Raw genomic sequence first — 24,510 nt, 5'->3', positions numbered from 1 at the left:
GGATACTCTCAGATCGGGTCACGACGCCTTTGCCTTGGGGTCGAAAGGGGCGACATTCGACGCTTTCTCCACGGCCTCTCTCTCATCCAGACCGAACAGCTCGGCGATCCGGTTCAATCGGCTAGCCACCTCACCCGAAATCGCGGCGCTGGCTGACAGCACATCGCGTATCGCGGCGAAGGCCGTCCGCCGGTCGTTCATATTGTCTGGAAGCAGTGTCGGGATCGCGGCCAGCGCGGCTTCGCGATCCAGGAGAAGCATGAAGAATTGCTCGCGAACCAGCATTTTGAATTCGGCAAGCGTCAGAGGCTTGCCGGGTACGTTGCGACGGACCTGGCGCAACGCTTCCAGGCTGCGCTCGTCCACCATGCCGCGCGCCGAACCGACATAGAGAAGCGCGCGGATCGCCGCCTCGCGAAGCCCCCCTCACCGACCCGCGACGTCAGCTCCGCGGTCCTCGCCTGCAGCCGTCCTCGATGTTCGGCTGACATCTCCTGTCTTCGCGACGGCGTCGATTGCGGATCGACACCGACCGCGGCCTGCAAGGTAGGCGAGCCATAGACGGCAAGGAAGACCGCCTCGCTGAGCGCTTCCTGAGAATCGCGCCAGCTGTCGAGCGCGTGGACGATCTGCTTCGAGATGCTCTCCTGGAACGCAAGGAACGGATTGTCCGAACTGACGGGCTTGCGCTGTTCCTTTACGTGCTCGGCGGCCGCCTTGACCGCAGTCATGAACGGATTCTGGCTGCTGAATGCCTCGTACTGCGCCCGTAGCGGATGGACATTCCGCATCCAGTCAGCCAGTTCAGGCGTCACCATGCGCTTGATCAGGGGCTGCACGAACTTGCGGTAGGCGGCAAGATTGATCTCGGAGACCCGCTTTGCAGCTTCGAACCGCCGCTCATCGTCCGGCGAGTTGCCTCCCATCGCCCTGATGTCATCAAGGGTGCGTGCCTCGCAGCGCATCACCCATTGCCCCGAAGCGAGGTCTGCATTTGCCGTCCCGGCGTCCTTGGCCTCAAACGTCGCTTCATAGAGGCCGGGTGGCAGCACGTCGATCAGGTCGATATTGCTGGAAAATTCGGCATGTTCCTTCCTGGCCACGCCGCCAGACACGAAGATGCCGAGGTGGCCGACAGTTTCGTGAACCGTATAGACGATCGTCTGTCCGTAGGCTCTGATCTCGTCGACATCGGCATAGAGGTCGAGGATCCAGTCCAGCGCCTGCTGCGGCGGAGTGATGTTGTCGCCCTTGGAACAGAAGACACGATTGGCGATCTGATGTTGCGCAGATCAACCGTTTCACCGTCCGACATCTTGATGCGACCGGCGGCGAGATTGTTACCGATGAACAGCTCGTCGACGATGAACTGGATCTCCTCCGCGTTGAGGTTGACGTGGCCTCCCCACCAACGCTCGAACTCGAGGTACCGGCTCGCTTCCGTATCGACCTTGGAGAAGACATTGTATTGCTTGGACCATAGCGTATTGGACGGATTCTGACTCTCGAAGTTCTGCACGAGCCAGGCTCCATCGAATTTGCCACCGCCGAGATCGCTGGCGAGCGCCGTCAGCCAGCTCCCACCCAGCAGACCGCCCGAATATCGCATCGGGTATTTGCCGTGCACGCCAGCCCAATAGGCCAGCGGCGCTCCCGCCACAATCACGGGACCAAACAGCTCGGGCCGCAATGACGCGAGGATCATCACCGCCCAACCGGCCTGACAGTTTCCGATGACACAGGGTTTGCCATTTGCATCCGGATGAAGGCCAATGACCTTTTCGAGGAATAGCGCTTCTGCCCGTGCAATGCGCTCGATGGTCTGGCCCGCCACTGGCTCCGGCAAGAAGCCGATGAAGTAGCAGGGATGACCGGCCTTCATGGCGACGCCGATCTCACTATCCGCCTTGAAGCCGCCGATACCGGGACCGTGGCCGGCGCGCGGATCGACGACGACGAACGGTCGTCGCTTCAGATCGATCTCGACGCCCTTGGGAGGGATAATCCGCACCAGCGCGTAGTTGACGGGATCATCGAGCTTGCGGCCGTCCATGATCAGTTCGGCAGCATAACTCAGGACGTGCGGAGCAGTTTGCGCCACATGCTCACGATATTGGTCGCCGCGCTGGCGTAGAATGTCGAGAAACAGCACGCTCCGCTGGCCGGCATCCGTCATGTATTCCACGGCGGACGCCACCAGTCCCGATACCGGATCGCCCGACAGCGTTGTCCTGTCCATCGCCATGCTCCGATTTCCGCGTCGGGAGCCATTGAATGTGCACCGCGAGAACGGGCTTTGATCTAAGTCAAGCGCTGATGATCAATGGCAACGCGACATGACGCTGATCAGCCAACACGAGAAACGCTGCGCATGCCAAATGCCGCCCACTACGCTGAAACGGAACCGCTCCGCGACGGTACAGTCGTGAACATCCGGGCGCTTCGGCCAGAAGATGAGGCCGACATGCTGGCCGCGGTCGAGCGCACCAGCCTGGAGTCGCGGTATCGACGATTTTTTGTGGCAAAGCGGGACTTTTCCGAGAAAGAGCGCACGTTCTTCATGAACGTCGACTTCAAGCAACATGTCGCGCTTGTCGCGGTAGTGACGGAGCATAGTCGCCCCGTGATCGTCGGCGGCGGGCGCTATGTCGTCTTTGAAGCGGGACGCGCCGAAATGGCATTCGTCGTGGTTGATGCATGGCAAGGTCGCGGCATCGGCTCTTTATTGATGGGCCACCTGGCCAGGATCGCACGGCAGGCCGGCCTCGAGGAACTCGTTGCGGACGTTCTGCCGGAGAACGCGGCGATGCTGAAGGTCTTCAGCAAGGCCGGCTTCGTGCCCATCACGCGGCACGACCCGCAAACCGTTCGTTTGGCGCTAAAGTTGGCGAGACCAAACGCCTAGCTCCCTTTCGCGCGGCTCAACAACGTGGTCGGTTCCGCTGACGCGGCTTGACCTATGTCAAGGGCTTGCGCAAAGGCAAGGCGACTGTTTGACTGGTTGAGCGCCAATCCCCCGCTCTCCGAAGGCATTCCCGGCGACAATCGATTTCGCAACCGCTGTCGCTTCGCTTTCGATGTGGATCGGCCATGGTCTTCCTGCTGTTCGCCGTAGCCATTGCCGCCCTGTTTTTCGTCGGCGCGCTCCTTGCGCTCCGGTTAGGACGACACCTCGGCTCGCGCTATCGCAAGCAAAACGGCGTTGACGACGTGGGAGGATTGGCAACCGTAGAAGGCGCGATATTCGGCCTGATGGGTTTGCTGTTGGCTTTCACCATCTCCGGAGCGTTACAGCGGTTCGACGACCGGCGACAACTGGTCATTCAGGAAGCGACGGCGGCCACCACGGCATATGACAGGCTTGCCCTTTTCGGCGGCGACGATGCGCGCAACCTGCAGAGCCTTCTCAAGGAGTATCTTCGTGCCCGCATCGATCTCTATCGAATGCCGCATGATTTCCTGCTGCTGCAACGAGCCGAGGATTTTTCCGACCAGCAGGAAAGCAGGCTCGTCGAACTCAAGAACCAGCTATGGAACGCGGCGGTGGCGGCCTGCCCGCAACCGAACTACCGTCCCGCATGCGGGTTGTCGCTTCCCGCGCTGAACAGCCTCTTCGAGGTCGCCCGTCAGCGCGCCGGCGCAGCGGAAAAGCATCCGCCGCAGATCATCTTCTTCATGTTGTTTGGGCTTGGTCTGGCCTGTTCCCTCCTCGCAGGTTTTGGGATGGCAGCGGGCGCGGGGCGCAGCTGGATTCACATGACGATTTTCGCCGGCACGCTGGCCGTCGCACTCTACACTGTCACCGATATGGAATATCCCCGGCTGGGTCTCATCCGAATCGAGAGTTTCGACCACTTTCTCGGCGACGCCTACGAGCAAATGCGCCCGGTTCCGGCCGAGAGCACGGGCGATCAATAATTGCGCGTCGTTGGTTTGACCGAGCAAACCGACGAGGCCGAGGACCGATCGCCTATGGCCATGCGGGCTCCGAGGATAGACGCGCTCCGCTAGTGGACCCACAGCGCCACGAGGGCGCCGGCGAGGCCCACCGCAAGCACGGCCTCGGCTGTCACCGTGACCAAGTCAATCGTCCACAGGTGGCTGCTTCCGCCGCTAAGATCGAAATGTCTGGAGTGGCTTTTGTCCCGATAGGTGTGGCCCACACCGAGAAAGAGCGGCGGATCGGAGAGCGGGCGACTGTAACGACGGTCCACCGGTCCGCTCGCCGCCCGCGTCAATACGGATACTGCTGCGGGCAGACCCGATAGCCGTTGGCGTCTCGATAGCAGCCGCTGTTGTAGTAGCCGCCATAGTAGCCGTAGGCTCCGGCTGCCGCCGCGCCATAGGCTGCTCCGCGGTAAACCCCTCTGCGGACTGCCGCACGCGCTACCGGGCGACCCGGTATGGGACGATATCCATAACCGCGGCCAGCGACGCCATATCGGCCTCCGGCAACGCGATATCCGCCACCGTGCACGTGGGCGGCGCGCATGCCGCCGCCGTGGAAACCTCCGGCGCGCATGCCCCCGCCGTGAAATCCGCCGCCGCCACGGAATCCTCCACCACCGCCGCGGCGAGCGAAGGCGTCATCGGGAATGAAGCTCACAGTGATAAGAACGAGCGCTGCCAGAGCAGCGAGAACGCATCGAAGCATGGCGTTCCTCCTGAGTTAGGGTGTCCGTGCATTGGTTAGGCGATGCCGCACCAATAGACGGGCCACCCGACCGAAGCCTTGGCCTCTGCGCGAGTTCGGATTTGACCTAAATCAAAGGTTCATGACTGCGGCTGGTCTAACGACGCATCGCCTGTCTCCAGCCACGCCAGCGCCTCGTTCCTCTGATCGGAGGGAAACTGCCGAATCTGTGGTGACACGAAGCCCTTCGACACCTCCGTCATGGCTTTCAGCGCCTCGCTATCGGTCACCGCAGCAATGCGGTCAATCTTGCGGTGATGATCCCGGATGAACTCAACATGCGATATCATTGCGCGGAAGCTGTCCCAACCGGGAAAGCCTTCCACGCAGACCATCAGGCCGGTCAGTTTTCCATTCGAGGCAATGAACGGATCGACCTCTTGAGCGAGCTTCGCAAAGCCGGCTTCCGCAAGCGGCCCATTGGGGGACACAATGAGGATGGCTCGGTCCCGCAGCAATTCAAGCTCGATCAGATTGCCTCCAAGCGACGTGGGTCATTACCTTCGACCCAGTTCCATCAGGGAATGCCCGGTGGGACACCTGATGCCTCACCGTGTGCCGGAAGTGAGGATGAAGCGCCGATCGAGCTTTTGAACCGGACGAGCATTCATCGGGTAGAGCTTGGCGAAGCGGGCAATATCAGCCTCCGCCGCCTCGACACAGTTCCACTTCCATCAACCAAGCGAACACCGGCACGGCAATGATGTGTACAGTCTGGGGCGGCCGGATTGGGCAATCGCTGGCCGCTGCATATAACCGCGCTCGGTATGCGACCGAGATGCGCGAGGCACTTCAACGCTGGGTACGGCACGTTGAGGCCCTGCCGGCCCAAAAGCTGGGAAAGGTTGCAGCGTGATAGCGGGCTCCCGCCTTTCTCTTACTGGGGTCCTCGCGGGCTGTCGGGGTCCACTCCTAGTTCAAGGAGCTAGCCTGCAAGCGGCGGGGGTTCGTGTCAGGAGACCGCTACAGCGCGAAACCCACTTTCGATAGTAGTGGGTCACGCTTGCTAGCGGGGGAGCGAATCGAACCCCCGAAAATGTTTTTTGTCGTCACTATAGTCCGCAGAATTTTTCGCCGTAGGCTGGCCCCGAGCGCTACTCCTACGTGCACAAATTGATCCTCTGCCAGGCGCTTATCGACGCTATCGCGCAAAATCGTAGTCTGGCGCACAAAAGCGTAGTTTTGGTGCCCAGGGAGGGAAACATACGCAACCACCGACACGAGGAACCGCTGTTTGTCCTTAGTATGGTAGCGTGATTGCGTGGCATGGTGGTGGAGGTACGCTACACCGTTGTTGCAGGAGCCCTGTTTTCCTACCGGAGAGGGCAGCCTAACTGGCGAGGCCGAGCCGGGCTTTTGGCCGACTATCACGCAAACGACGTTTAAGCGGCCCCTTTGGGACAGGCGTTTCGCTTCCGGACTGTGTGGTTGGCCGAAAGATTATTTCGCGGCTGGCCGCATGGGATGACTGTTGCCCTCCGAAGGCAAAGGTCACACGTTCGAATCGTGTCGGGTGCGCCATCTCTCTTTGTGTCGCAAGGCGATGGCCGCATCCAGACGAGACCACCAGTCCGTTTGGTTTGCGCGAGTAAGCAATCTGGATCAAAAACCTGTCACCGCGCACTGATGCCTTGGCGGCGAACCGCATTGGAGTGAGAGCATAGTTGGCCTGCCAACCGAGGCACAAAGTTGGAGGCGTCTGGTTTGGATCCCTCGATCCTGATCAAGCATCGTGACGCTGCAATTTTTGCATCCGCTTTGACATGTTGGTTCGCTTGGCGGTCGTTCGTCGCCTTCATTTTGGCTGAGTCACAGCGCTCAACTTGTCCGACGAGTGGGTCCAACCAGGCGTTTCAAGTTCAGTCGAACGGAGGCCACGATGACATGTCAGGACCCGGTGCGACGCACCCTGTTGCTGACGGCTCTGGTCGCTGGAACAAGTCTGGTTGCCAAGTCCGTTGACGCTCAGGAAGATCAACCGGGCAGTGACGAGCGACCACAAAAGGGTGATTTTCTCGTCCACTCCGAAGGAGAACATGCGGACGAAATCATCAAACCGAGTGATCTCACGCTCGGCGGGCGACCCGTGCACGCGTGGCCGAAGGACCCGAAATCGTCGGTGATCCGCAAGGGCTCGCGGCTCAATGAGATCGTCCTGTTAAAACTTGATCCGGGCGAGCTTGACGAAGGGACTCGAACGCGTTCGGCCGACGGCATTGTCGCGTATTCGCTGGTTTGCACTCACGCCGGATGTCCCGTCTCCGAGTGGGTGAAGGCAGCAGAAGGCGACAAGAACATTCTGAAATGTCCATGTCACAACTCCGAATTCAATCCCCGAGAAAGCGCGCAGGTCGTGTTCGGACCGGCACCCCGCCGCTTGGCGGCGCTTCCGCTCGCGATCATCGATGGTTCGCTTACAGTGGCCGGCACGTTCGTCGGAAAGGTAGGCGGTCAGCAGGCAGGATGACGATCACCTCTCGGTTTGTTTCGCCAAGGTGGTTCGTGCCAACAACCTCGTTTTCAGCTCCGCGCGAGCTACTATTTCCTTCGCGTCGTCCCACGCAGGGAGCTGAAGCACGAAGCTCGCAAGCATGCCCGGATGAGAGAAAGTAACCCTTACCCCGGCGGATCAGAGGCAATCCGATCCAAGCGCAACCGGTGCCGATGATCGGTAAGCAGTCGCCCGCCTCCCATGACGGCGGCCAACGTGCCCAATCCCGTTCCGCCCGCGATCAGGAACATGATCAAGAGCTGATATTTCACGGCGTCGATCGGTTCGACGCCGGCAAGGATTTGGCCGGTCATCATTCCTGGCAAAGAAACGAGACCAATCGCCGCCATGCCATTAATCGTCGGCATGAACCCGCTTCGCAACGCATCTCGCAGGACCGGTAGTAGCGCCTGATACCGAGTACCTCCCAACGCAAGGCAGGCCTCCACCGCGGCCCGCTCCCGCACCAGACCGTTGGTGAGCACGTCCAGGCCCAGGCTTATCCCTGTCATGGTGTTGCCCAGGATCATACCCAACAGGGGCAGCGCATAGCGCGGATGATACCATGGCTCGGGGTGCAGCTGCGTTAGAAGCGAAAACATGGTGACGGTACCAGCAGCCAGCAAGGTGCATCCCGCGCCCAAGCCGTAAGTCCAAAGGCCCCGCAGCCGCCGCTTCTGACGGACCATGATTTCCCGCGATGCGAAGATCACCATGATGAAGGCTGCGAGGGCCGTCCAGAACGGCGAAACGGCAGCAAACAGAAATGTCAGCACGTATCCGACCAACACCAGCTGAACCACCATTCGCACCGTCGCGATGGCGAGTTGTCGCTCAAGCTTGAGGTGAAGCACGAGCGACAGAGCACCATCCATGACAACAAGGCACGCAGGCAGGATAAGGTCGCTGTAAGCCAGTTGGATGTAGGTCAAAGCTGATGTTCCTCGATGCAACCGCCGGCGTCCATCACAAACAGCCGCGATCCGACGCGCTGAGCCTGGGCGCTATCGTGAGTACTCCATATGACGCCTGTCCCGTTCGAGATGCGCTCCGCGACGATCGACTCGACGATCGCGGTAGACGTCGCGTCCAGCGCCGCCGTTGGCTCGTCCAGCAAAAGCACACGCGACTGGAGCATCAGCGCCCGCGCAAGGCCGAGCCGTTGCTTCTCCCCGGTGGAGAGTCTTTGGATCTGCCAGGTTCCGCAGTCGGGCGACAATCCCAATCGCGCCACTAGCGGGATGGCATCATTCCAGCCGGCAAAATGCTCCTGGACCGTGTCAGCCCACCAACCCGGTTCAGCGGCAACGTAGGTCACCTGCTTCCGCCAAAGCGGCGCCGGCACGGCCTCCCTGAGTGTTCCATCCAGTTTGATTGCTCCCTCGTTCGGGTCGAGATCAGCGATCGCGCGAAGTAGCAGGCTTTTGCCCGCACCGGACGGTCCCTGCAGGGCGATGCATTCGCCGTCGTTCAGTTCGAACGAAACGGAAATGTGCAAGCGTGTCAGCGCGCCGACCGTAAGCATGACCGGGTGCAACCTTTCAGAACAGGCGCCGCCTTGCGGTAGAGAAGGCCGCGCACTAGCTTAACCGCACGGGGGCGCGCCGTCTCCCCGTCAGACGGGTGTTCCGTCCAAGCACTGGCCACTCCTCGATCTATCGGGATGGTTGCGCATGGACAGCACCAAGCTTTCCCCCGTCTTTGAACCCATTCGACGATCATGGCCGGCCGCCACCCGTCAGATCGCATCCGATCCGCCGACAATCACTGCGGTTGCCGTCTATTTCTCCCGGGCAGGCGCGCCGATGTATGCCCACGAGAAGGTCACGCTGTCCGCGGTCGCCGAAAGCATCGCTCGGCTTAGCGGCTATCGATATGCCGGCATCTTCGATGCTAACAAACATTCGACCGGAGATATCTTCTTCGTCCCGGACGACACGCTCCTGCTCGATGAGGCACGGAGCCTCGGCATCCAGTCTCCCTGCCAGCTATACGGCGCGGTGGTGCCTTATCCATTCGCGAAAACGAAAGCCATCACGCACTGGCTGATAAGCGCGCACGCAGCACAACCGCGCGGCTGGTCAGCGACGTTCGCGGAAAACGTGAGCAACGCGGTCCTGCCGGGCTACACCACATTCAGTGCTGATGACGCACTGACGGCTGCCACGCGCTTGCTGTCATATGGGGCAATCCGCGTAAAGGAGCCGCTCGGAGATGGCGGCCATGGGCAAACTGTTGTGAGCACGATTGCTGAGCTCAGCGCTTTTCTCGAGACTTGTCCGAGCGAGAAGATCGTGTGCCATGGCCTGGTGCTCGAAGCGAACTTGCGCCCTGTGACGACGCGAAGCGTTGGTTGCACAATGGTTGGCGATCGAGCAATCGCCTACCACGGCACGCAACGGTCGGTTACGAACAATCACGGACTTTCGGTCTATGGCGGCTCGCATTTGGTTTGCGTGCGCGGCGGCTGGGCAGAACTGGAAGATCTGCCGATGGATCCGCAGACACGTCTCGCCGTGGCGCAGGCTCGCACTTATGACCGCAGTAGCGTACATTTTCCCGGCTTCCTCGCGTCACGCCGCAACTATGACGTAGGCCAAGGGCTCGATACGCGCGGGCAATGGCGGTCAGGGGTATTAGAGGCTTCCTGGCGCTCGGGCGGTGCAAGCACTGCCGAACTGGCGGCACTGACTGCCTTCGCCCAGGATTCCGCCTTGCAAGTTGTCGAAGCCACTTCCGTGAAACGCTTTGGCAGGCTGTGCAAACCGCCGCCCGGCGCGGTGATCCATTTCGAAGGTGATGATCCGGAGGAAGGGCCATTGCTCAGATACACGATGGTCACGCGCGCGCTGCGCCACGTCGCATAAGTGTGGACAGCTCGCGCTTGCCTGGGACCAATGCCCGCCTGCAACACCCCGCAGGTTACGGGGACCCGCATTTTCCCGGCCGGACGAGCTTTCGTCCAAGCGCGGATACCGCGGATACTTTCCTGGCGAACCATGAAAGACGCGGACTGAGGGCCTCCAAAAATGTACCCGGACTACTTCGGCGATCTGCTCGGGCCAGGCGTGACCCCCTACCCTGAATTATCTTACTCTCCTCTCCCGTCATCGACTTCGTCAGCCTCTGAGAGGCGAAATCGTGAATTCGACCACTCTTCTAGTTGAGCCGTTCCGAAGCAGTCGAAAACCTCTTTCCTTGCAGCAGAACGATCGTGGCTTCCGGACGGTCATCTTTCAGCTCTGGCATGGCGCTTACGACAACCACGTCCCCAGCCTCTCCCTTCGCCTGCCCTTTCGCCCTGGTCGCAGCATCCGCCAGCTTGGCCTTTGCCCTGTCCATCGCCGCATTTTGCGATTTGGCGTGGGTGAGATCTTCGCCCTCGGTGATCGGCTCGACCTTGGTGATATTTCCGGTCATGTGATCGACGATGACTTCGAAGAACTTTCCTTCTTTGGTCGTGTAAATTGAAAGCTGGAGTTTGCCCTCATCCATTTCGAATTTTCCGGAAATCGGTTGGCCTTCCTGCTCGCTGGCCGTAAAGCCCTGCTGCAGACTGACCTTCACGCCACTCAACGCGTTCGCGAGGTCGGCCTGTTCCTGGTCCGGGCCAGTCGCAAGAGCCGATCGATGACCCACAAAGGATGCTGCCAAAGCAATGAGTACGAAGCTGCGGGCCGACGTCAGCAACATTTGTCGTCTGGTCATGACTTACGTTCCCATTGATCGAGCTGCCAAGCCGTCAAGGCTTCTCTTGCGCTGCCACCAAGCCACTCGCGGCATTGCGGCCTGAACTCAATTTGATCGTCTTTCAGCACTGCCACCACTGAAGAGTTCCTGAAATCCCTGTCAGGAACGCTGCGGCAGGCAGGAACCGGCCTATAATGTTGGCGCGAGAGCCGCTCTCAAGGTGGAACACATCGTGCGCATTTTGATCATTGAGGACGAAAAGAAGGTCGCGAACGCCCTCCGCGAGGGCCTTGAATCAGAACACTACGAGGTCACGATCGCTGCGACCGGGGAAGAGGGCTTTTTCCTCGCAAGCCAACGTTCTTTCGATCTTCTTCTGCTCGATCTCATGCTGCCGCGCCGGGACGGTATCGATGTCCTCGCGACGCTGCGCAAATGTGGCAATCAGACACCGATATTGGTCGTCACGGCGAAGGACACGGTCGAGGACAGGGTGATTGGCCTCGACCAAGGCGCCGACGACTACCTCACAAAACCGTTTGCATTTTCCGAGCTGCTCGCGCGCATCCGGGCACTGCTCCGTCGCGGACGCATGGACCAGATCCTCAAGCTACAGCACGAAGATCTTGAGATGGATCTCGTCACGCACAAGGTGTCCAGGGGAGCGCATGCTCTCGAGCTGACCGCGAAGGAATTCGAATTGCTGGAATACCTCCTGCGCCACAGCGGCAGTGTGGTGTCACGAGAGATGCTGGCGCGCGATGTATGGCACGCAACGGCAAGAGCTACGCCACTCGACAACGTCATCGACGTTACAATCGCGCGGCTGCGTCGCAAGATCGACGAGCCCTACGAAAGAAAGCTCCTGCACACAGTGCGCGGCCTTGGATACCTTCTAAGCGGGAGGCAAGAATGAAATTTCACCCGCCGACCGTGCGCGCGCGACTTGCGCTCTGGCACGCAGCTGTGCTGACGCTGATCGTGTGTATATTTTCGGCAGGCATCCTGCTTTTTGTCGAGGCCCGCCTCTACGCCGCGTTGGACGCGCAACTCGGCCTGCAGATCGCGACCATTGGTAAGGTCTATCGCGAGGAGCCGGACGAACTGAAGGATTTGGCCTCCGAGTGGGGCATTACATTGTTCCGGGTGGACGATGCCGGCGGCATCCGTGAGCAAACTGAAGCATGGGAGCGAGAAGGACTATCACGTGCGCTGCAATCAGGCGACCCAGCATCGCCGCTGTCTTGGACAGCTTCGAACGGCCGTCGCTATCGCGTCCATAGCTTTACTGGATCCTCCTACCGCGTGGCCGCCGCGCTTGACGAAAGCTCCCTGCGCGAAACCCTTTGGACGCTCGCCGTCATACTCGCGTTGGGTATTCCCTTTGCTGCCGGGCTGGCGGTGGCGGGAGGTTACTTCCTTGCCGGCCGCGTACTCTCCCCGGTCGGCGCCATGGCGCAAAGGGCACGAGAGATTACGGCGGAATCGCTCGCTAAACGGCTGCCGGTCGATAATGCCCAGGACGAGTTCGGGCGGCTTGCGACGGTGTTCAACGACACGCTATCCCGCCTGCAAGACGCGTTCGAACGACTGCGCCGTTTCACCGCCGATGCTTCGCACGAGCTGCGCACCCCACTCACCGCGATGCGCAGCGTTGGGGAGGTGGCGCTGCAGAATACACTCGATACCGTTGCGTACCGCGACGTCATCGGCAGCATGCTGGAGGAGGTCGACAGGCTCACGCGCCTTGTCGAGAGCCTCCTGATCCTCACGCGCGCCGACTCGGGAAAAGTCCACTTGGTGGCGGAGGATCTGGACCTTGGGGTGTTGGCAGGAACTGTCATCGATCAGCTTCATGTGCTCGCCGACGAAAAGCAGCAGGAACTCATGCTCCAGGCTCCGATCCGGGTCCCCGTCACGGGAGACGCCGCGCTTATCCGGCATGCGCTCATGAATCTGATACACAATGCAATAAAATACACCCCAACTGGCGGCAAGATTACCGTCGAAGTGAGTGCGACGGGCGGGCGGGCCATGATCGAGGTCCGAGACAACGGCCCGGGGATTCCCGCCGCGCACCGGGATCGCATTTTCGATCGTTTCTATCGCGTCGACACCAGCCGTTCCAGGGAAGAGGGCGGGGTCGGACTGGGGCTCGCAATCGCTCGCTGGGCGGTAGAGGCGAACGACGGACACATCGAACTTGCAAACGATGAGACCGAGGGAAGCTTGTTCCGGGTTATTCTACCGGCTCGGGATGATTTGTCCGCAGGCGGTGGGGATCAACGGTCGTCCTATGAACTGCGCAGGCGAGAAGCTGCGTCATCATCGTGAAACACGTTGCGATGGCCTGCGCTGCACTCAAGACCAGCAGACAAATTGGAACGGTTGGGAGGCTCCCGCCCTCTAAAGCGACCGGATGGAGCCCCTGACTATCGGTGCCACCCGGGTCGCTACGGCCAGCGCCGCTAGTTCATCTGCCTCCAAGGCAATCTTCTGCGCAAGCATGATGTCGCCTGGGACGAGATAGCCCTCGGGGGCAAAGCACAAGATACTTCCGGATTTTCCTTCGAAATCGATTTCCTGCACGTTCGCAACGGACCCGTATTGCACTCGGTACCGCCTGCGAGTCGCGCCACCGACGACATCGAAGAAACCCTGCTCCACGAACTGTCTCCTCTGTGCTGGCGTCAACCATTCCCGTAGAAGCGCTCGCCCTTTCGCTTCGGCTGAATTTTCTCTGACAAAGCTGTGATACAGCCGCCGCAGCGCACGAAATCGCGAAATTTGAGCTGCACATCTGCCGATGATCGACATGAACGAAACGCCTTCTATCCACCTCTTAGGCGCCGGAAGAACAGCGTTTCCTTTGCGGTTGGATCAAACGCAAACACTCGCGATGATTCACCCTCCACAGTTCGTACTGCTGCCACATACCCTTCGCTAGTCAACTCTCTGAAACGTCTCTCCGCCTCGGCGAGCGCTTCAATATCGTGGGCGTCGAATTCATGGCGGGAGTGGCCGGTATGATCCATTACATTCTGGATAACCATCGACCGCGCCTGGATTGCAAGTGCGACACTTCGCATTGTCATGGGGTACTCCTCACATTGGCCTGGCGCCCCAAGTTCTATTTTGACGAACCCACAATTTCACCAACACCCACGGCGCCTGCGGCAGCGGATAGTCGGCCCTGCGTCTGCTGTTGCCGCGATCAGCGCCGGGTGTGCTTACTTCCAGCGAAACGGACATAGCCAATGCGCAGCGCGCGCGCTGTCATGCTGTTGTGCTTGAGCTTTATCGTCGTTGTCACATCGAACTCCTTGAAGAGTCAGCCTGAACCGGTCGCTGGCAAAACGGCTTGGCTGATGCTGGTCGGAAGCGGTCGTGGACGTTCGATCCTTGCCACAAGCGGCAGAACCAGGAAGAAATGGACGAAATAGTACACAGCTCCGATCCGGCTCATGATCAACCAGGTGCCTTCAGGCGGCTCTCCACCGGCGTAGGTCAGTAACACGCAATCTGCGACCAGCAGCCAATAGAACACCTTGAACATGGGTCTGAATCGCCCTGAGCGAACCGGGCTGGTGTCAAGCCATGGCAACGCGAATAGGACAAGGATCGAGGTTAGCATGGCGGTAACGCCGGCGAGCTTGTTCGGGATGGCCCGCAGGATGGCGTAGTACGGGAGCAGGTACCACTCGGGCACAATGTGGGCCGGTGTAACCGCCGGATTTGCGCGGATGTAATTGTCCGGATTGAGAAGTGCATTGGGCTCGTAGAACAGGAACCAGCTGAAGAACAGGAAAAGGACGGCCAACCCGAACAGATCCTTCACCGTGTAATAGGGATGGAATGGGATTGTGTCGCCCACGTCCTTCGTGTCGACGCCGGTCGGATTGTTGGAGCCAAAACGATGCAGCGCGACGAGATGCAGGCCGACCACTGCAACGATTACGAACGGCAAGAGGTGGTGCAAGGAATGGAACCGATTGAGCGTCTGATCCCCCACCGTGAATCCACCCCACAACCAGGTCACGATGCTGTCACCAACTCCAGGAATAGCGGAGAACAAATTCGTAATGACGGTGGCGCCCCAGAAACTCATCTGCCCCCATGGCAAGGTGTAGCCGAAGAAGGCGGTCGCCATCATCAATAAAAGTATGACAATGCCGAGCCATCAAAGCAGCTCGCGCGGCGGCTTATAGGATCCGTAATAAAGACCGCGAAAAATGTGGATGTAGACCACGGCAAAGAAGATCGATGCGCCCGTCGTGTGGACGTATCGGATCAGCCACCCGTAGTTCACATCGCGCATGATGTGCTCGACTGACCGGAATGCCCCGTCACCCGCCGGAACGTAGTGCATTGCCAGCACGATCCCGGTCACCATCATGATTACAAGCACGATGCCTGCCAGCGACCCGAAATTCCAGAGATAGTTCAGGTTTCGCGGCGTTGGATACGAGTTCAGCTCGTGATCTAGGAACGTGAAGACAGGAAGCCGATAGTCGATCCAGCGAACGACAGGGTTTGAGAACTGCGACTTCGATTGGGATCCTCTTTCGATGCTCTGCGATGACATCTTTCGCCTCCTACTTCGAATCAGGAGCTATGCCAGTGCACAATGCTTTCTGCTCGGCGCGAGTACCTGCAGGAGTGCGGCAAATCGGCCAATGATGGTTGCCGGCCGTCCTTTCCAGGAATGCCTTGCGCGATTCAAGTCGGTCATTTGACCATCACCCATGCAGGCTGCAGCCACGGGTAGGCGATGAGGCCGACGACCGCCGTTGCGGCGATGAGCATGGGATTGCTAACCTTCCAGCGGAACAGAACCGCCAGCGACACGACCGCGACAGCAATCGTGAGCCAGTCACCGATGGCGATCTTCCCAAGAAGAATGCAGGCACCCAAGATCGTGCCGATCGCCGCGGCGTAGGCCCCCTTGACGAACCCCTGAACGTTCGGATTTCCGCGGTGCCGCGCCAACAGCGGTGCCACGATCAGCACCAGCAAGAACGACGGCAGGAAAATTCCGACGGTTGAGACAAGCGAACCCCAGAAGCCAGCGACCAGATAGCCAACAAAGGTCGCGGTGATCACGACTGGCCCCGGACTGATCATGCCGATCGCAACGGCGATCAGGAACTCCCTCTGATTGAGCCAGCCGTATTGCTGGACCAGCCCCTGCTCCAGGAACGGGACGATCACGAGCCGCTGCCGAAGGTCATCGAGCCGGCCTTGAGGAAGAACAGCATGAGCTTGCCGAGCGTGGAGCCCGTCGCGGCCGGAGCGACGGCCGGCGCGGCCGCGGGAATGAGGGCGATCTGCATCGCCGTCGACGAGCGCTTGAAGATGCTTCCGTAGTAGAGGATTCCGACAATGCCGGCGCCGATGAACAGCAGCGCCACTTCGGCTTGCAAGACCACGGTAATGACGAGGCAAACGCCGGCAATGGCCCATTGCAGCCAATCCTCCATGCCGAGCTTCGCCAGGCGATAACAGGAGTGCAGGATGAGCGCGATCACCGCTGGGCTGACGCCATAGAAGATTGCCGTCACTGGCTGCAGGTCGCCGAGGTAGACATACAGCGCTCCGAGCGCTGCCACGATGACGAAATTGGGCAGGATGAAGCACCAACCGCCGATCCAGGCACCCCAGAAGCCGCAGCGAAGCCAGGCCACATAGATGCCGACCTGAATGGCGAGCGGCCCCGGGAGGGATTGGCAGATCGCAATCGATTCCCGCATCTGCTCCTTGGTCAGCCATTTCTTGTCGTTGACCAGTTCCCGCTCCATTTGACCCACGAGGGCCACGGGGCCGCCGAAGCCGAGAAAGCCGAGACGCAGGAAATAGCGCGCCAGTTCGGTCTTGCCGTGGCGTTCAGCTTGGGTCGTGGTCATCTGACAAGCTTCCTTTCAATTGCCGGCAATCCTGGATAACAATCCAGAAAGCGGCCATCATTCCTCATGCGTGCCTGATTTCACGTCGACGATCAGCAAGTCGTCCGCATTCGCCGACATCGCGTCCAGCGCGATTCGAAAGCCGTCACTGACGATCTGTGCATCGCCAATGAAGACAAGGGTGGAGCTCGCACCTGCCTTGGTGACAGGGGACGATCGATCTTTCGTCATCGAGTCTTTTCGTTTCTTCATGACCATTCTCCTCCGGTCATCACGTTTCGATCAGCAGGACGTCAACGAGCTATTTGGGATCGGATATCGGCTCGATGACGCCCTCGATGACCAAGCCATTGCCCATAGGCGTCATCACGACCCGCCGCCCCGAAGCAGTTACTTCGAAACAGCCATCGTCTGGCGCCGGCAGTACCAGACAAAGTTCATCGCCGCGGATGGACCACTTCCCGGTGCTCTTGCGGCCCATCGAATAGCCCCTGAACCTGCCGTCGCGCTCGTAGACGTCGCGCCAATGAACCTCGTCGGTGAATTGCTTTCCCGCGAGTTTAGCCCGGATCTGCGCGCCCGAAAGCCTTTGAAGATTGTCGGCAAAGGCGGGCCGGCCGTCGACCGCCAGCAACACCGCGATGCTGGCGGCGATCGTCCCGACCGAGAGGATCTGGCGCGGCACGCTCCTGCCAGCTCCTACTTCTTTGCTTTGCACGACTTCAGGCACATCTGATACTCGGTCTTGCAGGCAGGCCCGGCGTAGTTCTTCATGCAGGCCTGACGTTGCTCGCTGCAAACCTTGCACGAGGTTTGCGCTTCCGCCGCCCGATCGACGGCAAGGAGCCCCGCTAACATCGACAGTCCGAGGATAAGCTTCCTCATCGATAGTCCCCCTCTGTTTGCATTGCCTCAATCCATCTTGGATTTGCTAACTCTTGGTGCTGGCGGTCTTGTCGAGCGCCGCGCGGAGTCCTTTCGCCAGCTTAATGGCGTCGTCATTGGCCCAGAAATGCATGAAGAACAGGCGCGGCTGCTCATCCAGCATGTGGCTGTGCAGCGCGGTAACATCGATGCCGTTCTCTTTCAGGGCCTTGATCACGGGATTGACCTCGTCGCCCGTCAGCACGAAGTCGCCGGTGATCGCCGCCTTGCCGCCACCCGTCGGCTGGAAGTTGATGGCCTGCGCCACACCCATTGGGCCAACCGGTGCGAGTTGCATCCCACCTTGGTTGACCGGATCGCGCCGCGGAACCGCGAAGGCGTAGACGCCGCCATTGTTCTGCCCCTTGACGCCTATGATCTGGTCAAGCTGCGCGGTGTCGAGGTCGATAGCCGGCGGTGCCGCCGCAGCCAATGGCGTCAGCGGTGTCTTGCTCGTTGCCAGTGCGTCGCGGATGGTGGATGCCATTTTCACGGGATCGCCGTGACCGCCGACATGCATGTAGAACGTCGCAGGGCTTGCCCGCAGCAGGTGGTTGTGAACCGCGGTGATCTCGAGCCCGCCCGCGACGAGCTTCGCCATCACCGGATTGATCTCGGTTTCCAGCAAAACGAGATCTCCCATTACCATCGCCTCGCCATGCATCGGCATGAACGCAATCCAGCCGCCGAGCGCCAACGACGGCTTGATGGTCACGCCATCCAGCGTGACGGTCAGGTCGCTGCGCGGAAACCCATAACGATGCACCTCGCCGGAGACCGCCGGTTTTCGGCCGAAGACCTCATCGATCTTTTGCCACTCGATTGCCTGTGCGTGGGCACTGGAGATGAATGGCTCGGTGAAGATACTCCAGTCGATGGGCTGCGCATTCGCGCTCGAAGCGGACGCCGCCGCCACGATTGAAGCAGCCAGCCAGTTTTTCAGACGCATTGTGAACCTCCTTGATTGGGTCAAACAGGCCCCCACCTTTCGATCCCGCTTCCGAATTCGCTCAGTTGCCGTGATGTCTGGCAATAATCGCGTCAAACGTCTCCTGATCCTTGTTGACGCGCATTCTGACGTTCGTTTCGGACATCCACACCTCGTTACATTCGAGCTCCGTACTGCTGGGCAACGACAAACAAAGCTTGTTGCCCTGGATCTTCCAGCGTCCGGTCCACGAACTTCCGGACTCAGCGCTGATCAGCTTGCCGTCCTGCCGGAAATACATTGACCAGTGGGGACCATCGGTGATGTCGTTGCCGACGATGCGGGCCCGGATCTGGCTGGCGTCGAGGATTTTGAACTGCTCTGCAGCGTATCCTGTAGAATCCGATGCCAAGACGATCGCGCCGGCGGTCCACACGATGCGGTGCAGCAGCGACAGCATCATTTTGAGAGCCCCGCGTAAGACCGGTCGACAGCCGGCCAATTGATTGCCGACATGAAGACGCCGACATAGTCGGCAGCCTTGGCGCCGTAGTCGATGTGATAGGAATGCTCGTACATGTCCAGCGCCAGGATCGGCGTGGCGCCTGCCAGCGTGTGGCAGTGATCGGATGCCCATTGATTGACGAGCTTGCGGTCACGCGGCGACCACGTCAACAGCACCCAGCCGGAACCGCCGCCGAGCGCCTTGCCCATGGCGATGAATTCGGCGCCAGCGATCATAGGACCCGAAGTCACGTGCAAGCGCCTCTTTCAGGGCGGCGCCGGGCTCGCTCTCGTCACCGAGCCCGTCGAAGAACACTTCGTGCAGGATCATCGAATTGCTGGCGATCAGCTGTTCGCGCTTCAAGCCGTTGAGCAGGAAGTTCGGCGCCGTCGCGTAGTCGAGCTCGGCGAGCTTCTCCTCGATCAGATTCAGCCGCTTCACCGCGCCGCCGTAGTTGTTCTCGTAGTGACTGATGATCATGCGCTCGGACATGCCGCGCACGCGGGCTGGATCGCAGGAAAGAGGTTTGATGGCGTAGCTCATGGCAGCCTCCTGACAGATGGCCCGGCAAGCCACCGGGCGCTGGGAACGCCGGCAGCTAAAGGCACAATCTGATCAGAGAGCTTGCGGGATAGAACCCGGGTAACGGCAGACATGGTGCGCCCTTGGTGAAAACCGGACGCGATTCTTGGGCATGTCGCCTCGCGGGGAGATCGCTTCCCCGTACCTGCAAGTAAGGCGCGAGCGACGAACTTGTCAATGCCGTCGACGCTTCCAATCCCTGTGAACGCTGCGATCTCGTGCTGAGAGCCAGGCCCACAGATATCGCGCGCCAACGAAGCGTTGCTCCGCGGCTCCTCGCCCGCCTAGACTTGGCTCGTCTAGTTCAAGCCGAACATCTATTCTCTACTCAATCATCGTCATCATCATCGGCGGCGCGCAACCGACCGGTCTGTGCGTCGACCGCAACCTTGGCGGTCTGCCCGTTCTTCGAACCCATCGCTTCGAAATACCGTCCATCACGAACGATCTGGACATTCGACCAGCCGTCGGACTGCAGTTTTTGCCGCACCTGATCCTCGGAGACCGGCTGATCACCGGCTATGAAGGCCGGGCCCTTGCTCGGCTCGGCCGTGACCACGGCGACGCCGGTTATCGCCAACAGCAGCAGGCCACCACCTGCCAAGATCCACCTTCGATCCATCGCAGTTCTCCCGTCGTGAGGGCATCAGCAAGACCGAGTCTCACAACTCTCAATCGATTGTTCGGTGAGCACGCTCCGCGACGTCACCCGCGTTTGCACCGCGCGGCTCAATCGCGCTGATCTTGCGCCTTTCGCAGAGCGCCACCACTGAAGAGTTTCTGAAATTATTGTCAGGAAGCTGCAGCAGCAAAGGACCGGGCTATGATTGAGAGCGTGTCAGCGGAACGCTGTCACCCCTGCAACTGGCCCCAGCTTCACATCGAACTGGGGCCCATTTTGCGACCGTTCAATCTTTGCGACCAAGGGTCGGGCAGAGCCAACGCCCCCACCCTCTCAGTTGCCGGTGCTGACCGTGTAGTCGGAGAAGTACATGTGACTGTCGGCTTTCGACCACAGGCCTATCCGCCCCGAAATCGGCTGGGCGAGCGTGTGCTGCATGTAGAGCTTGCCGTCGAGATAGCCCTCGACCTTCGTCCCGCTGACCCGCACTTTCAGGTCGTGCCACCGGTGCGTCGCGGTCGGCGTGTTGCGGACCCAGTTGACCGAGGACCGCTTACCTTTCTCGACTTTCCAGAGCACGAGATTGTTCTCCAGACAATTGGCGCGAACGGTCAGGTAATCACCATTCGGCTTGAGATCGAACAGGATGCCGGCGCCCTGGTCGATGCGACCAGACAATCCCTGGAATCGAACGGTAATTTCGCCGTCCGTGAAGTTCTCAACGTTAGGCGCGACCACATAGGGAAAGTAGGCGTAGGCCTGAACGCGATCGAGGAACTCGGCATAACGTTCGCCGTAGAGCGCGCGAGCCTTGTCAGCAATGCCGGCCGAGGATTGCCCCTCCTTCCACTGGCGGCCATCGACCACGAGCACCTTCTTTCCGTTGGCGTCTTCGACCCGCCAAAAGCCAACGACCGGCACGAACGCTTTCGGTTCGGCGCCGACGGTTTCACCGGCCAGATCGATGGTCGCTGGCGGGGCGGCAAGACCGGGGAGAGCCAGCCCCGCAAAGCCGATCGCGCACACAACGCTCACCTTAATTGTTTTACTGATGCTCATGGTTGGCCTCCTTCAAATGCGAGGGATTTGACGGTGGGTGGTTTTCGGCTCCGCCACCAGGCAAGTGCTATCAGGAGCGGCAGGCAGCAGAAAAACCAGAGCAGGGTCGCGTCCGCGTTCGCAACCAGCGGATAGCCGGGATACTCTGCACCCGGCATAGCCGCCGGCGGCTGCGCGCCCGCCAATGCATACAGCAACGGCAGCACTTCGCGTGGACTGGTCGAGCGACTCATATCGGATCGGCCGCCGTAGACATATTCAATCTGGCCGTAGGTGTCCGAAGCGCCTCCAACATCCTGCCGGCTGCCGGCCAGGACAATCGACACATTCGGCATCGCACGCTCGAGCTTGCCGAGCACATTGCGCCGCAGGTCGATGTATCGGGGGTCCTCGGGTGCGAGGTTCACAGTAATGACCAGCGGCAAGCGAAGCGTTGCGAGCAGTTCCTGATCTGCAGGAGCGAAGGAGTTCCGGCGATCTTCGGTGACATCCAGCGACGTCCTGACCTGCGTCGCAAGGCCGAGCGCCGCGAATGTCAGCAGCGCACAGAGAAGGGAGCGCGCGAACTTGGCCCGCATTGGGATGCCCGGCGGCAGCCATACGCTGGAAAGCGCGGCAAAACCGCCAACTACGGCCAAGATGCCGAGCACGAGCCCGGCGGAGAGCAAGCCCTGCTCAAAGCTGCGCAAGGTCTGGGTCAGCGACAATTGTGCGATCCACGCCGACAGACCTGAACGGCCGGCCAGCGTGAAATCGAGCACCCACGATCCAATGGTTGCCGCGAGCGCGACGATGGCGGCGGTCGCTGAGCTGTCGGAGATCGTCGCTGCAAACAGCGCAATCGACCCGACCAGGAGACCGTAAAGCGAATGACCTAACAAGAGATTGGCGGTCTCCGGCGCCGCGAGATGGCCGCCCAAGATGACCCAGACCGCAAGTGCGGAAAGCGCCGGTATGCTTGCCACCGCCCAGGCCGCAAGCACAGCTGCCAGCTTAACCAGGATCAGTGTGGACGACCGATACGGTAATTGAAGCAGAAGCCGCAACGCGCCGGATTCCTTTTCCTGGCCAAGCACGCGAATGGCCACGAAGGGAAATAACAGCGTGACCGCAACGTAAAACGAACCGAATGTCGGGACCAGAATGCCGTCGAGTGGCGACAGGGTCGCCGCTGCCGCGGGCGACTGCAGTGCCGCGACACTGGCCTCGCTGTAGAGCGATACCGCCTGAACGAAGCTATATCCGATCAAGGGACAGACCAGCAGCAACATGGTCCACAGCGCCCGGCCGCTCGCAATCTCCGCCAGTTCTTTTGCGAGTAGCGGACGCAGGGAGGTTGTAGACGCGAAGCCTGATTTAGGTGAGCGCAAGGAAGATCTCCTCCAGCGATCCTTGGGGGATACCCGTCTGTTTACGGAGTTCGCGTAGTGAGCCGATTCCTCGGATCTGTCCGCCCGCTAAAAGAAGGAAGCGATCGCAAACGCGCTCCGCGTCGGTGAGCTGATGAACGGCCAGAATGAAGGTGCGCCCGTCTCCGGCTGATTTGCGCAATACTTCGATGATGCTTCGGGTCTGGCGAAGATCGAAGCCGTCGAATGGCTCGTCCATCAGCAACACAGGCTGAGGCGCCAGCAGGCCGATCGCCAATAGCAGCCGACGATTGTAGCCTTTGGAAAGCGCACTCACACGCTTTCGTAGCACCGGCTGTAGTTCGAGAGCGGCGACGGCTCTTGCGATCTCCGCAGTCGACCGTCTGTAAACGTTCGCAAAGAACTTCAAAACCTGGATGGTGAAGCGATCCTGATAAGGTCTGATCCCATCCGGGAGGTAAAACATCGCTGCTTTTCTGCGCGACGGCGGCAAAGCAACGCCAAGCCAGAAAACACCGCCCGAATCCGCCGCAATCAAACCGGCCAGGGTCTCCAGCAATGTGGTCTTGCCAGCCCCGTTTGGACCGACGATACCGAGCACTTCTCCCGCCGCTGCCTCGAATGTGACGCCCGCTATAGCGGCGTCCTCCCCATAACGCTTTGTGAGATCGGCGGCCCGTAGAAGCTCCATCGAGATCCCACTAGGCATCGAATTGGTAGCCGTCATGGTTTACCCCGCGTGTTCGCGATTGCGCGGCCTAAGAAGCGTAAGACTGACATTCTCCGGCCTGCGGTCATTGTCACTCGGATGCCTTCAGCCCCCTGGCCGACCTTGAGGGTCAAAACGCGAATAGTCGGCCGTAATCGAGGAAATCTCGACTTGATTGAACCGCGTGAGATCGTCTCGCTCGGTCCAGATTCCAAACTGACCGGCAACCAACTTGCTGTCGTCAAACACGGTCAATACCCATGCACCGTCCAGGCTAATTGTGAATGCATTGTCATTGGCAGTGACCTCCAGGGTCTGCCAATGGTTCCGCGCGATGTCGGCATCCACACCCGCGATTTCCTCGGATACCCCGCGAGCAACGCGCAGTAGCGAAATGCGCTGGTTATCCTCACCGACGCGCACAAGATAGTAATCGTCCGGACCAGTGACCCGTAAAGCAATGCCGGCGCTCGGCGTCGATCCATTGATCAGCTTGAAGTGCGTCCGTACTCTTGCATTGGTCATCGACACCGGGGCGTAGATTGCAAGTGCGGCTTGATCGGTGCGATCCGGGTCGGATCGTTGGATGGCCGTACCGCCGGAAGCCCCCGAATCGTCGACGATCGCCCAATGGCCGACATCGACTTGTCTCCCGCGCCAAAACTCAAATTGCTCGGGCGGCGCACCAACATTCTGTTGGGAGAGATCGATGGCGCTCGATTCCGCAGGGGAGACAGGCCCGATGCTCATCCCCATGATCACGGCCAGGAAGGCGATTGCAGCGCGAAGTGCGACCTCGGTGGCCGGTAAGTTAAGCGCAGGTCGCCCCCACCCGCAGATCAAGCGAGCGCGTTCAATAGCCGACGGTGGGATCAGAGCAAACATGCAGCGTCCTTTCAAAAAACGGACGCGATTCTTGGGCATGTCGCCTCACGGGGAGATCGCTTCCCCGAACGCGCAAATAATGTGCGACTGACAGATTTGTCAACGGCGTCCATGTCACCGATACTTCACAATAAAGGAGGCTCATCGAC

27 protein-coding genes and 4 pseudogenes are annotated in these 24,510 nt (G+C 60.1%); 6 read left to right on the top strand and 25 right to left on the bottom strand.

Features of this window, described 5'->3' with window-relative positions; translation table 11 throughout:
* Window positions 1-18: 18 nt before the first annotated feature.
* Window positions 19-2,245 (bottom strand): annotated as a pseudogene (locus tag AKN84_RS25505) (DUF3141 domain-containing protein).
* 126 nt (window positions 2,246-2,371) lie between these two features.
* Between AKN84_RS25505 and AKN84_RS25500 the strand changes: the two are divergent.
* Both AKN84_RS25500 and AKN84_RS25495 read left to right on the top strand, forming a co-directional pair.
* Window positions 2,372-2,905, top strand: coding sequence for a GNAT family N-acetyltransferase (locus tag AKN84_RS25500; RefSeq protein ID WP_050423336.1), 534 nt, complete (start codon window positions 2,372-2,374; stop codon window positions 2,903-2,905).
* 185 nt (window positions 2,906-3,090) lie between these two features.
* Window positions 3,091-3,918 (top strand): bestrophin-like domain, encoded by an 828-nt coding sequence (locus AKN84_RS25495; protein ID WP_050423335.1) that lies wholly within the window; start codon window positions 3,091-3,093, stop codon window positions 3,916-3,918.
* Between the two features lie 89 nt (window positions 3,919-4,007).
* Here the strand turns inward: AKN84_RS25495 and AKN84_RS46005 are convergent, their stop codons facing one another.
* From AKN84_RS46005 to AKN84_RS49295, 4 genes and pseudogenes are all read right to left on the bottom strand, one after another.
* Entirely contained in the window at window positions 4,008-4,214 is a 207-nt protein-coding gene (locus AKN84_RS46005) for a hypothetical protein (protein WP_128971144.1), read from the bottom strand.
* A gap of 20 nt (window positions 4,215-4,234) precedes the next feature.
* Window positions 4,235-4,654 carry a hypothetical protein gene (locus AKN84_RS46000; protein WP_128971143.1) on the bottom strand — a complete coding sequence of 140 codons (420 nt, stop codon included), beginning with the start codon at window positions 4,652-4,654 and terminating at the stop codon, window positions 4,235-4,237.
* Window positions 4,655-4,773: 119 nt separating this feature from the next.
* Complete coding sequence (locus AKN84_RS25485) at window positions 4,774-5,151, bottom strand: SpoIIAA family protein (protein WP_050423333.1); 378 nt, start codon at window positions 5,149-5,151, stop codon at window positions 4,774-4,776.
* Between the two features lie 90 nt (window positions 5,152-5,241).
* A pseudogene (locus AKN84_RS49295) lies at window positions 5,242-5,352 on the bottom strand (carbonate dehydratase); the annotation flags it as partial.
* Window positions 5,353-6,572: 1,220 nt separating this feature from the next.
* On the opposite strand from AKN84_RS49295, the gene AKN84_RS25475 reads away from it, so the two are divergent.
* Window positions 6,573-7,160, top strand: coding sequence for a QcrA and Rieske domain-containing protein (locus tag AKN84_RS25475; RefSeq protein WP_050423379.1), 588 nt, complete (start codon window positions 6,573-6,575; stop codon window positions 7,158-7,160).
* A 149-nt stretch (window positions 7,161-7,309) separates the two neighbouring features.
* Here the strand turns inward: AKN84_RS25475 and AKN84_RS25470 are convergent, their stop codons facing one another.
* Window positions 7,310-8,116, bottom strand: coding sequence for an ABC transporter permease (locus tag AKN84_RS25470; RefSeq protein ID WP_050423332.1), 807 nt, complete (start codon window positions 8,114-8,116; stop codon window positions 7,310-7,312).
* The gene (locus AKN84_RS25465; RefSeq protein ID WP_050423331.1) at window positions 8,113-8,709 is read right to left on the bottom strand and encodes an ABC transporter ATP-binding protein; all 597 of its coding nucleotides are present in this window, start codon (window positions 8,707-8,709) and stop codon (window positions 8,113-8,115) included. The genes AKN84_RS25470 and AKN84_RS25465 overlap by 4 nt, the downstream gene beginning before the upstream one ends.
* 148 nt (window positions 8,710-8,857) lie before the next feature.
* Between AKN84_RS25465 and AKN84_RS25460 the strand changes: the two genes are divergently transcribed.
* A complete protein-coding gene (locus AKN84_RS25460) occupies window positions 8,858-10,051 on the top strand; it encodes a DUF3182 family protein (RefSeq protein WP_050423330.1) in 1,194 nt (397 codons plus the stop codon).
* A 292-nt stretch (window positions 10,052-10,343) separates the two neighbouring features.
* Here AKN84_RS25460 and AKN84_RS25455 read toward each other — a convergent pair whose 3' ends face one another.
* Window positions 10,344-10,892, bottom strand: a complete 549-nt coding sequence (locus AKN84_RS25455) for a PepSY domain-containing protein (RefSeq protein WP_128971140.1) — start codon at window positions 10,890-10,892, stop codon at window positions 10,344-10,346.
* A 214-nt stretch (window positions 10,893-11,106) separates the two neighbouring features.
* Here AKN84_RS25455 and AKN84_RS25450 point away from each other — a divergent pair, with 214 nt between their 5' ends.
* Both AKN84_RS25450 and AKN84_RS25445 read left to right on the top strand, forming a co-directional pair.
* A complete protein-coding gene (locus AKN84_RS25450; protein ID WP_050423378.1) occupies window positions 11,107-11,790 on the top strand; it encodes a response regulator in 684 nt (227 codons plus the stop codon).
* Window positions 11,787-13,208, top strand: coding sequence for a sensor histidine kinase (locus tag AKN84_RS25445; protein ID WP_050423328.1), 1,422 nt, complete (start codon window positions 11,787-11,789; stop codon window positions 13,206-13,208). Before AKN84_RS25450 ends, AKN84_RS25445 begins: the two co-directional genes overlap by 4 nt.
* Before the next feature lie 72 nt (window positions 13,209-13,280).
* Here AKN84_RS25445 and AKN84_RS25440 read toward each other — a convergent pair whose 3' ends face one another.
* The 17 genes and pseudogenes from AKN84_RS25440 to AKN84_RS25370 form a co-directional block, all read right to left on the bottom strand.
* Window positions 13,281-13,691 carry a hypothetical protein gene (locus AKN84_RS25440; RefSeq protein WP_050423327.1) on the bottom strand — a complete coding sequence of 137 codons (411 nt, stop codon included), beginning with the start codon at window positions 13,689-13,691 and terminating at the stop codon, window positions 13,281-13,283.
* A 14-nt stretch (window positions 13,692-13,705) separates the two neighbouring features.
* Complete coding sequence (locus tag AKN84_RS45985) at window positions 13,706-13,927, bottom strand: hypothetical protein (protein WP_128971152.1); 222 nt, start codon at window positions 13,925-13,927, stop codon at window positions 13,706-13,708.
* Window positions 13,928-14,205: 278 nt separating this feature from the next.
* The gene (locus AKN84_RS50770; RefSeq protein ID WP_430649931.1) at window positions 14,206-14,619 is read right to left on the bottom strand and encodes a hypothetical protein; all 414 of its coding nucleotides are present in this window, start codon (window positions 14,617-14,619) and stop codon (window positions 14,206-14,208) included.
* Window positions 14,620-14,640: 21 nt separating this feature from the next.
* Window positions 14,641-15,459, bottom strand: a pseudogene (locus AKN84_RS25435) (cytochrome b); the annotation flags it as partial.
* A gap of 143 nt (window positions 15,460-15,602) precedes the next feature.
* Window positions 15,603-16,085, bottom strand: coding sequence for a chromate transporter (locus AKN84_RS25430; protein ID WP_050423326.1), 483 nt, complete (start codon window positions 16,083-16,085; stop codon window positions 15,603-15,605).
* Complete coding sequence (locus tag AKN84_RS25425) at window positions 16,082-16,777, bottom strand: chromate transporter (RefSeq protein WP_050423325.1); 696 nt, start codon at window positions 16,775-16,777, stop codon at window positions 16,082-16,084. Before AKN84_RS25425 ends, AKN84_RS25430 begins: the two co-directional genes overlap by 4 nt.
* A gap of 57 nt (window positions 16,778-16,834) precedes the next feature.
* The gene (locus AKN84_RS25420) at window positions 16,835-17,029 is read right to left on the bottom strand and encodes a hypothetical protein (protein WP_128971138.1); all 195 of its coding nucleotides are present in this window, start codon (window positions 17,027-17,029) and stop codon (window positions 16,835-16,837) included.
* 49 nt (window positions 17,030-17,078) lie between these two features.
* Window positions 17,079-17,462, bottom strand: a complete 384-nt coding sequence (locus AKN84_RS25415) for a hypothetical protein (protein WP_050423323.1) — start codon at window positions 17,460-17,462, stop codon at window positions 17,079-17,081.
* A 14-nt stretch (window positions 17,463-17,476) separates the two neighbouring features.
* Window positions 17,477-17,662: a hypothetical protein gene (locus tag AKN84_RS25410; protein WP_050423322.1), complete on the bottom strand. Its 186-nt coding sequence runs from the start codon at window positions 17,660-17,662 to the stop codon at window positions 17,477-17,479.
* 46 nt (window positions 17,663-17,708) lie between these two features.
* Complete coding sequence (locus AKN84_RS25405; protein ID WP_128971137.1) at window positions 17,709-18,650, bottom strand: DUF1259 domain-containing protein; 942 nt, start codon at window positions 18,648-18,650, stop codon at window positions 17,709-17,711.
* A gap of 61 nt (window positions 18,651-18,711) precedes the next feature.
* The gene (locus AKN84_RS25400; protein WP_050423321.1) at window positions 18,712-19,092 is read right to left on the bottom strand and encodes a hypothetical protein; all 381 of its coding nucleotides are present in this window, start codon (window positions 19,090-19,092) and stop codon (window positions 18,712-18,714) included.
* Window positions 19,089-19,677 (bottom strand): annotated as a pseudogene (locus AKN84_RS25395) (superoxide dismutase). Before AKN84_RS25395 ends, AKN84_RS25400 begins: the two are co-directional and overlap by 4 nt.
* Window positions 19,678-20,044: 367 nt before the next feature.
* Entirely contained in the window at window positions 20,045-20,338 is a 294-nt protein-coding gene (locus tag AKN84_RS25390; RefSeq protein ID WP_128971136.1) for a hypothetical protein, read from the bottom strand.
* Between the two features lie 333 nt (window positions 20,339-20,671).
* Window positions 20,672-21,397: a LamG domain-containing protein gene (locus AKN84_RS25385; protein ID WP_050423319.1), complete on the bottom strand. Its 726-nt coding sequence runs from the start codon at window positions 21,395-21,397 to the stop codon at window positions 20,672-20,674.
* On the bottom strand, window positions 21,394-22,767 hold the full coding sequence (locus AKN84_RS25380) for an ABC transporter permease subunit (RefSeq protein WP_050423318.1): 1,374 nt from the start codon (window positions 22,765-22,767) through the stop codon (window positions 21,394-21,396). Before AKN84_RS25380 ends, AKN84_RS25385 begins: the two co-directional genes overlap by 4 nt.
* Window positions 22,754-23,494: an ABC transporter ATP-binding protein gene (locus AKN84_RS25375; RefSeq protein WP_244485486.1), complete on the bottom strand. Its 741-nt coding sequence runs from the start codon at window positions 23,492-23,494 to the stop codon at window positions 22,754-22,756. Before AKN84_RS25375 ends, AKN84_RS25380 begins: the two co-directional genes overlap by 14 nt.
* 87 nt (window positions 23,495-23,581) lie before the next feature.
* Entirely contained in the window at window positions 23,582-24,400 is an 819-nt protein-coding gene (locus AKN84_RS25370; protein WP_050423317.1) for a hypothetical protein, read from the bottom strand.
* Window positions 24,401-24,510 lie beyond the last annotated feature (110 nt).

Origin of the sequence: Bradyrhizobium tropiciagri (assembly GCF_001189845.1) — a bacterium.
GTDB lineage: Bacteria > Pseudomonadota > Alphaproteobacteria > Rhizobiales > Xanthobacteraceae > Bradyrhizobium > Bradyrhizobium tropiciagri.
The sequence above is the reverse complement of the archived record's forward strand: the minus strand, read 5'-3'. Positions and strand labels throughout refer to the sequence as shown.

Excerpts from the sequence above, each read along its gene's own strand:
- AKN84_RS25500 (WP_050423336.1), top strand. The coding sequence starts at position 2,372 with ATGCCAAATGCCGCCCACTACGCTGAAACGGAACCGCTCCGCGACGGT.
- AKN84_RS25495 (WP_050423335.1), top strand. The coding sequence starts at position 3,091 with ATGGTCTTCCTGCTGTTCGCCGTAGCCATTGCCGCCCTGTTTTTCGTC.
- AKN84_RS46000 (WP_128971143.1), bottom strand. The coding sequence starts at position 4,654 with ATGCTTCGATGCGTTCTCGCTGCTCTGGCAGCGCTCGTTCTTATCACT.
- AKN84_RS25475 (WP_050423379.1), top strand. The coding sequence starts at position 6,573 with ATGACATGTCAGGACCCGGTGCGACGCACCCTGTTGCTGACGGCTCTG.
- AKN84_RS25465 (WP_050423331.1), bottom strand. The coding sequence starts at position 8,709 with ATGCTTACGGTCGGCGCGCTGACACGCTTGCACATTTCCGTTTCGTTC.
- AKN84_RS25460 (WP_050423330.1), top strand. The coding sequence starts at position 8,858 with ATGGACAGCACCAAGCTTTCCCCCGTCTTTGAACCCATTCGACGATCA.
- AKN84_RS25455 (WP_128971140.1), bottom strand. The coding sequence starts at position 10,892 with ATGACCAGACGACAAATGTTGCTGACGTCGGCCCGCAGCTTCGTACTC.
- AKN84_RS25445 (WP_050423328.1), top strand. The coding sequence starts at position 11,787 with ATGAAATTTCACCCGCCGACCGTGCGCGCGCGACTTGCGCTCTGGCAC.
- AKN84_RS25440 (WP_050423327.1), bottom strand. The coding sequence starts at position 13,691 with ATGTCGATCATCGGCAGATGTGCAGCTCAAATTTCGCGATTTCGTGCG.
- AKN84_RS45985 (WP_128971152.1), bottom strand. The coding sequence starts at position 13,927 with ATGGTTATCCAGAATGTAATGGATCATACCGGCCACTCCCGCCATGAA.
- AKN84_RS25425 (WP_050423325.1), bottom strand. The coding sequence starts at position 16,777 with ATGACCACGACCCAAGCTGAACGCCACGGCAAGACCGAACTGGCGCGC.
- AKN84_RS25420 (WP_128971138.1), bottom strand. The coding sequence starts at position 17,029 with ATGAAGAAACGAAAAGACTCGATGACGAAAGATCGATCGTCCCCTGTC.
- AKN84_RS25410 (WP_050423322.1), bottom strand. The coding sequence starts at position 17,662 with ATGAGGAAGCTTATCCTCGGACTGTCGATGTTAGCGGGGCTCCTTGCC.
- AKN84_RS25405 (WP_128971137.1), bottom strand. The coding sequence starts at position 18,650 with ATGCGTCTGAAAAACTGGCTGGCTGCTTCAATCGTGGCGGCGGCGTCC.
- AKN84_RS25400 (WP_050423321.1), bottom strand. The coding sequence starts at position 19,092 with ATGATGCTGTCGCTGCTGCACCGCATCGTGTGGACCGCCGGCGCGATC.
- AKN84_RS25390 (WP_128971136.1), bottom strand. The coding sequence starts at position 20,338 with ATGGATCGAAGGTGGATCTTGGCAGGTGGTGGCCTGCTGCTGTTGGCG.
- AKN84_RS25385 (WP_050423319.1), bottom strand. The coding sequence starts at position 21,397 with ATGAGCATCAGTAAAACAATTAAGGTGAGCGTTGTGTGCGCGATCGGC.
- AKN84_RS25375 (WP_244485486.1), bottom strand. The coding sequence starts at position 23,494 with ATGACGGCTACCAATTCGATGCCTAGTGGGATCTCGATGGAGCTTCTA.
- AKN84_RS25370 (WP_050423317.1), bottom strand. The coding sequence starts at position 24,400 with ATGCCCAAGAATCGCGTCCGTTTTTTGAAAGGACGCTGCATGTTTGCT.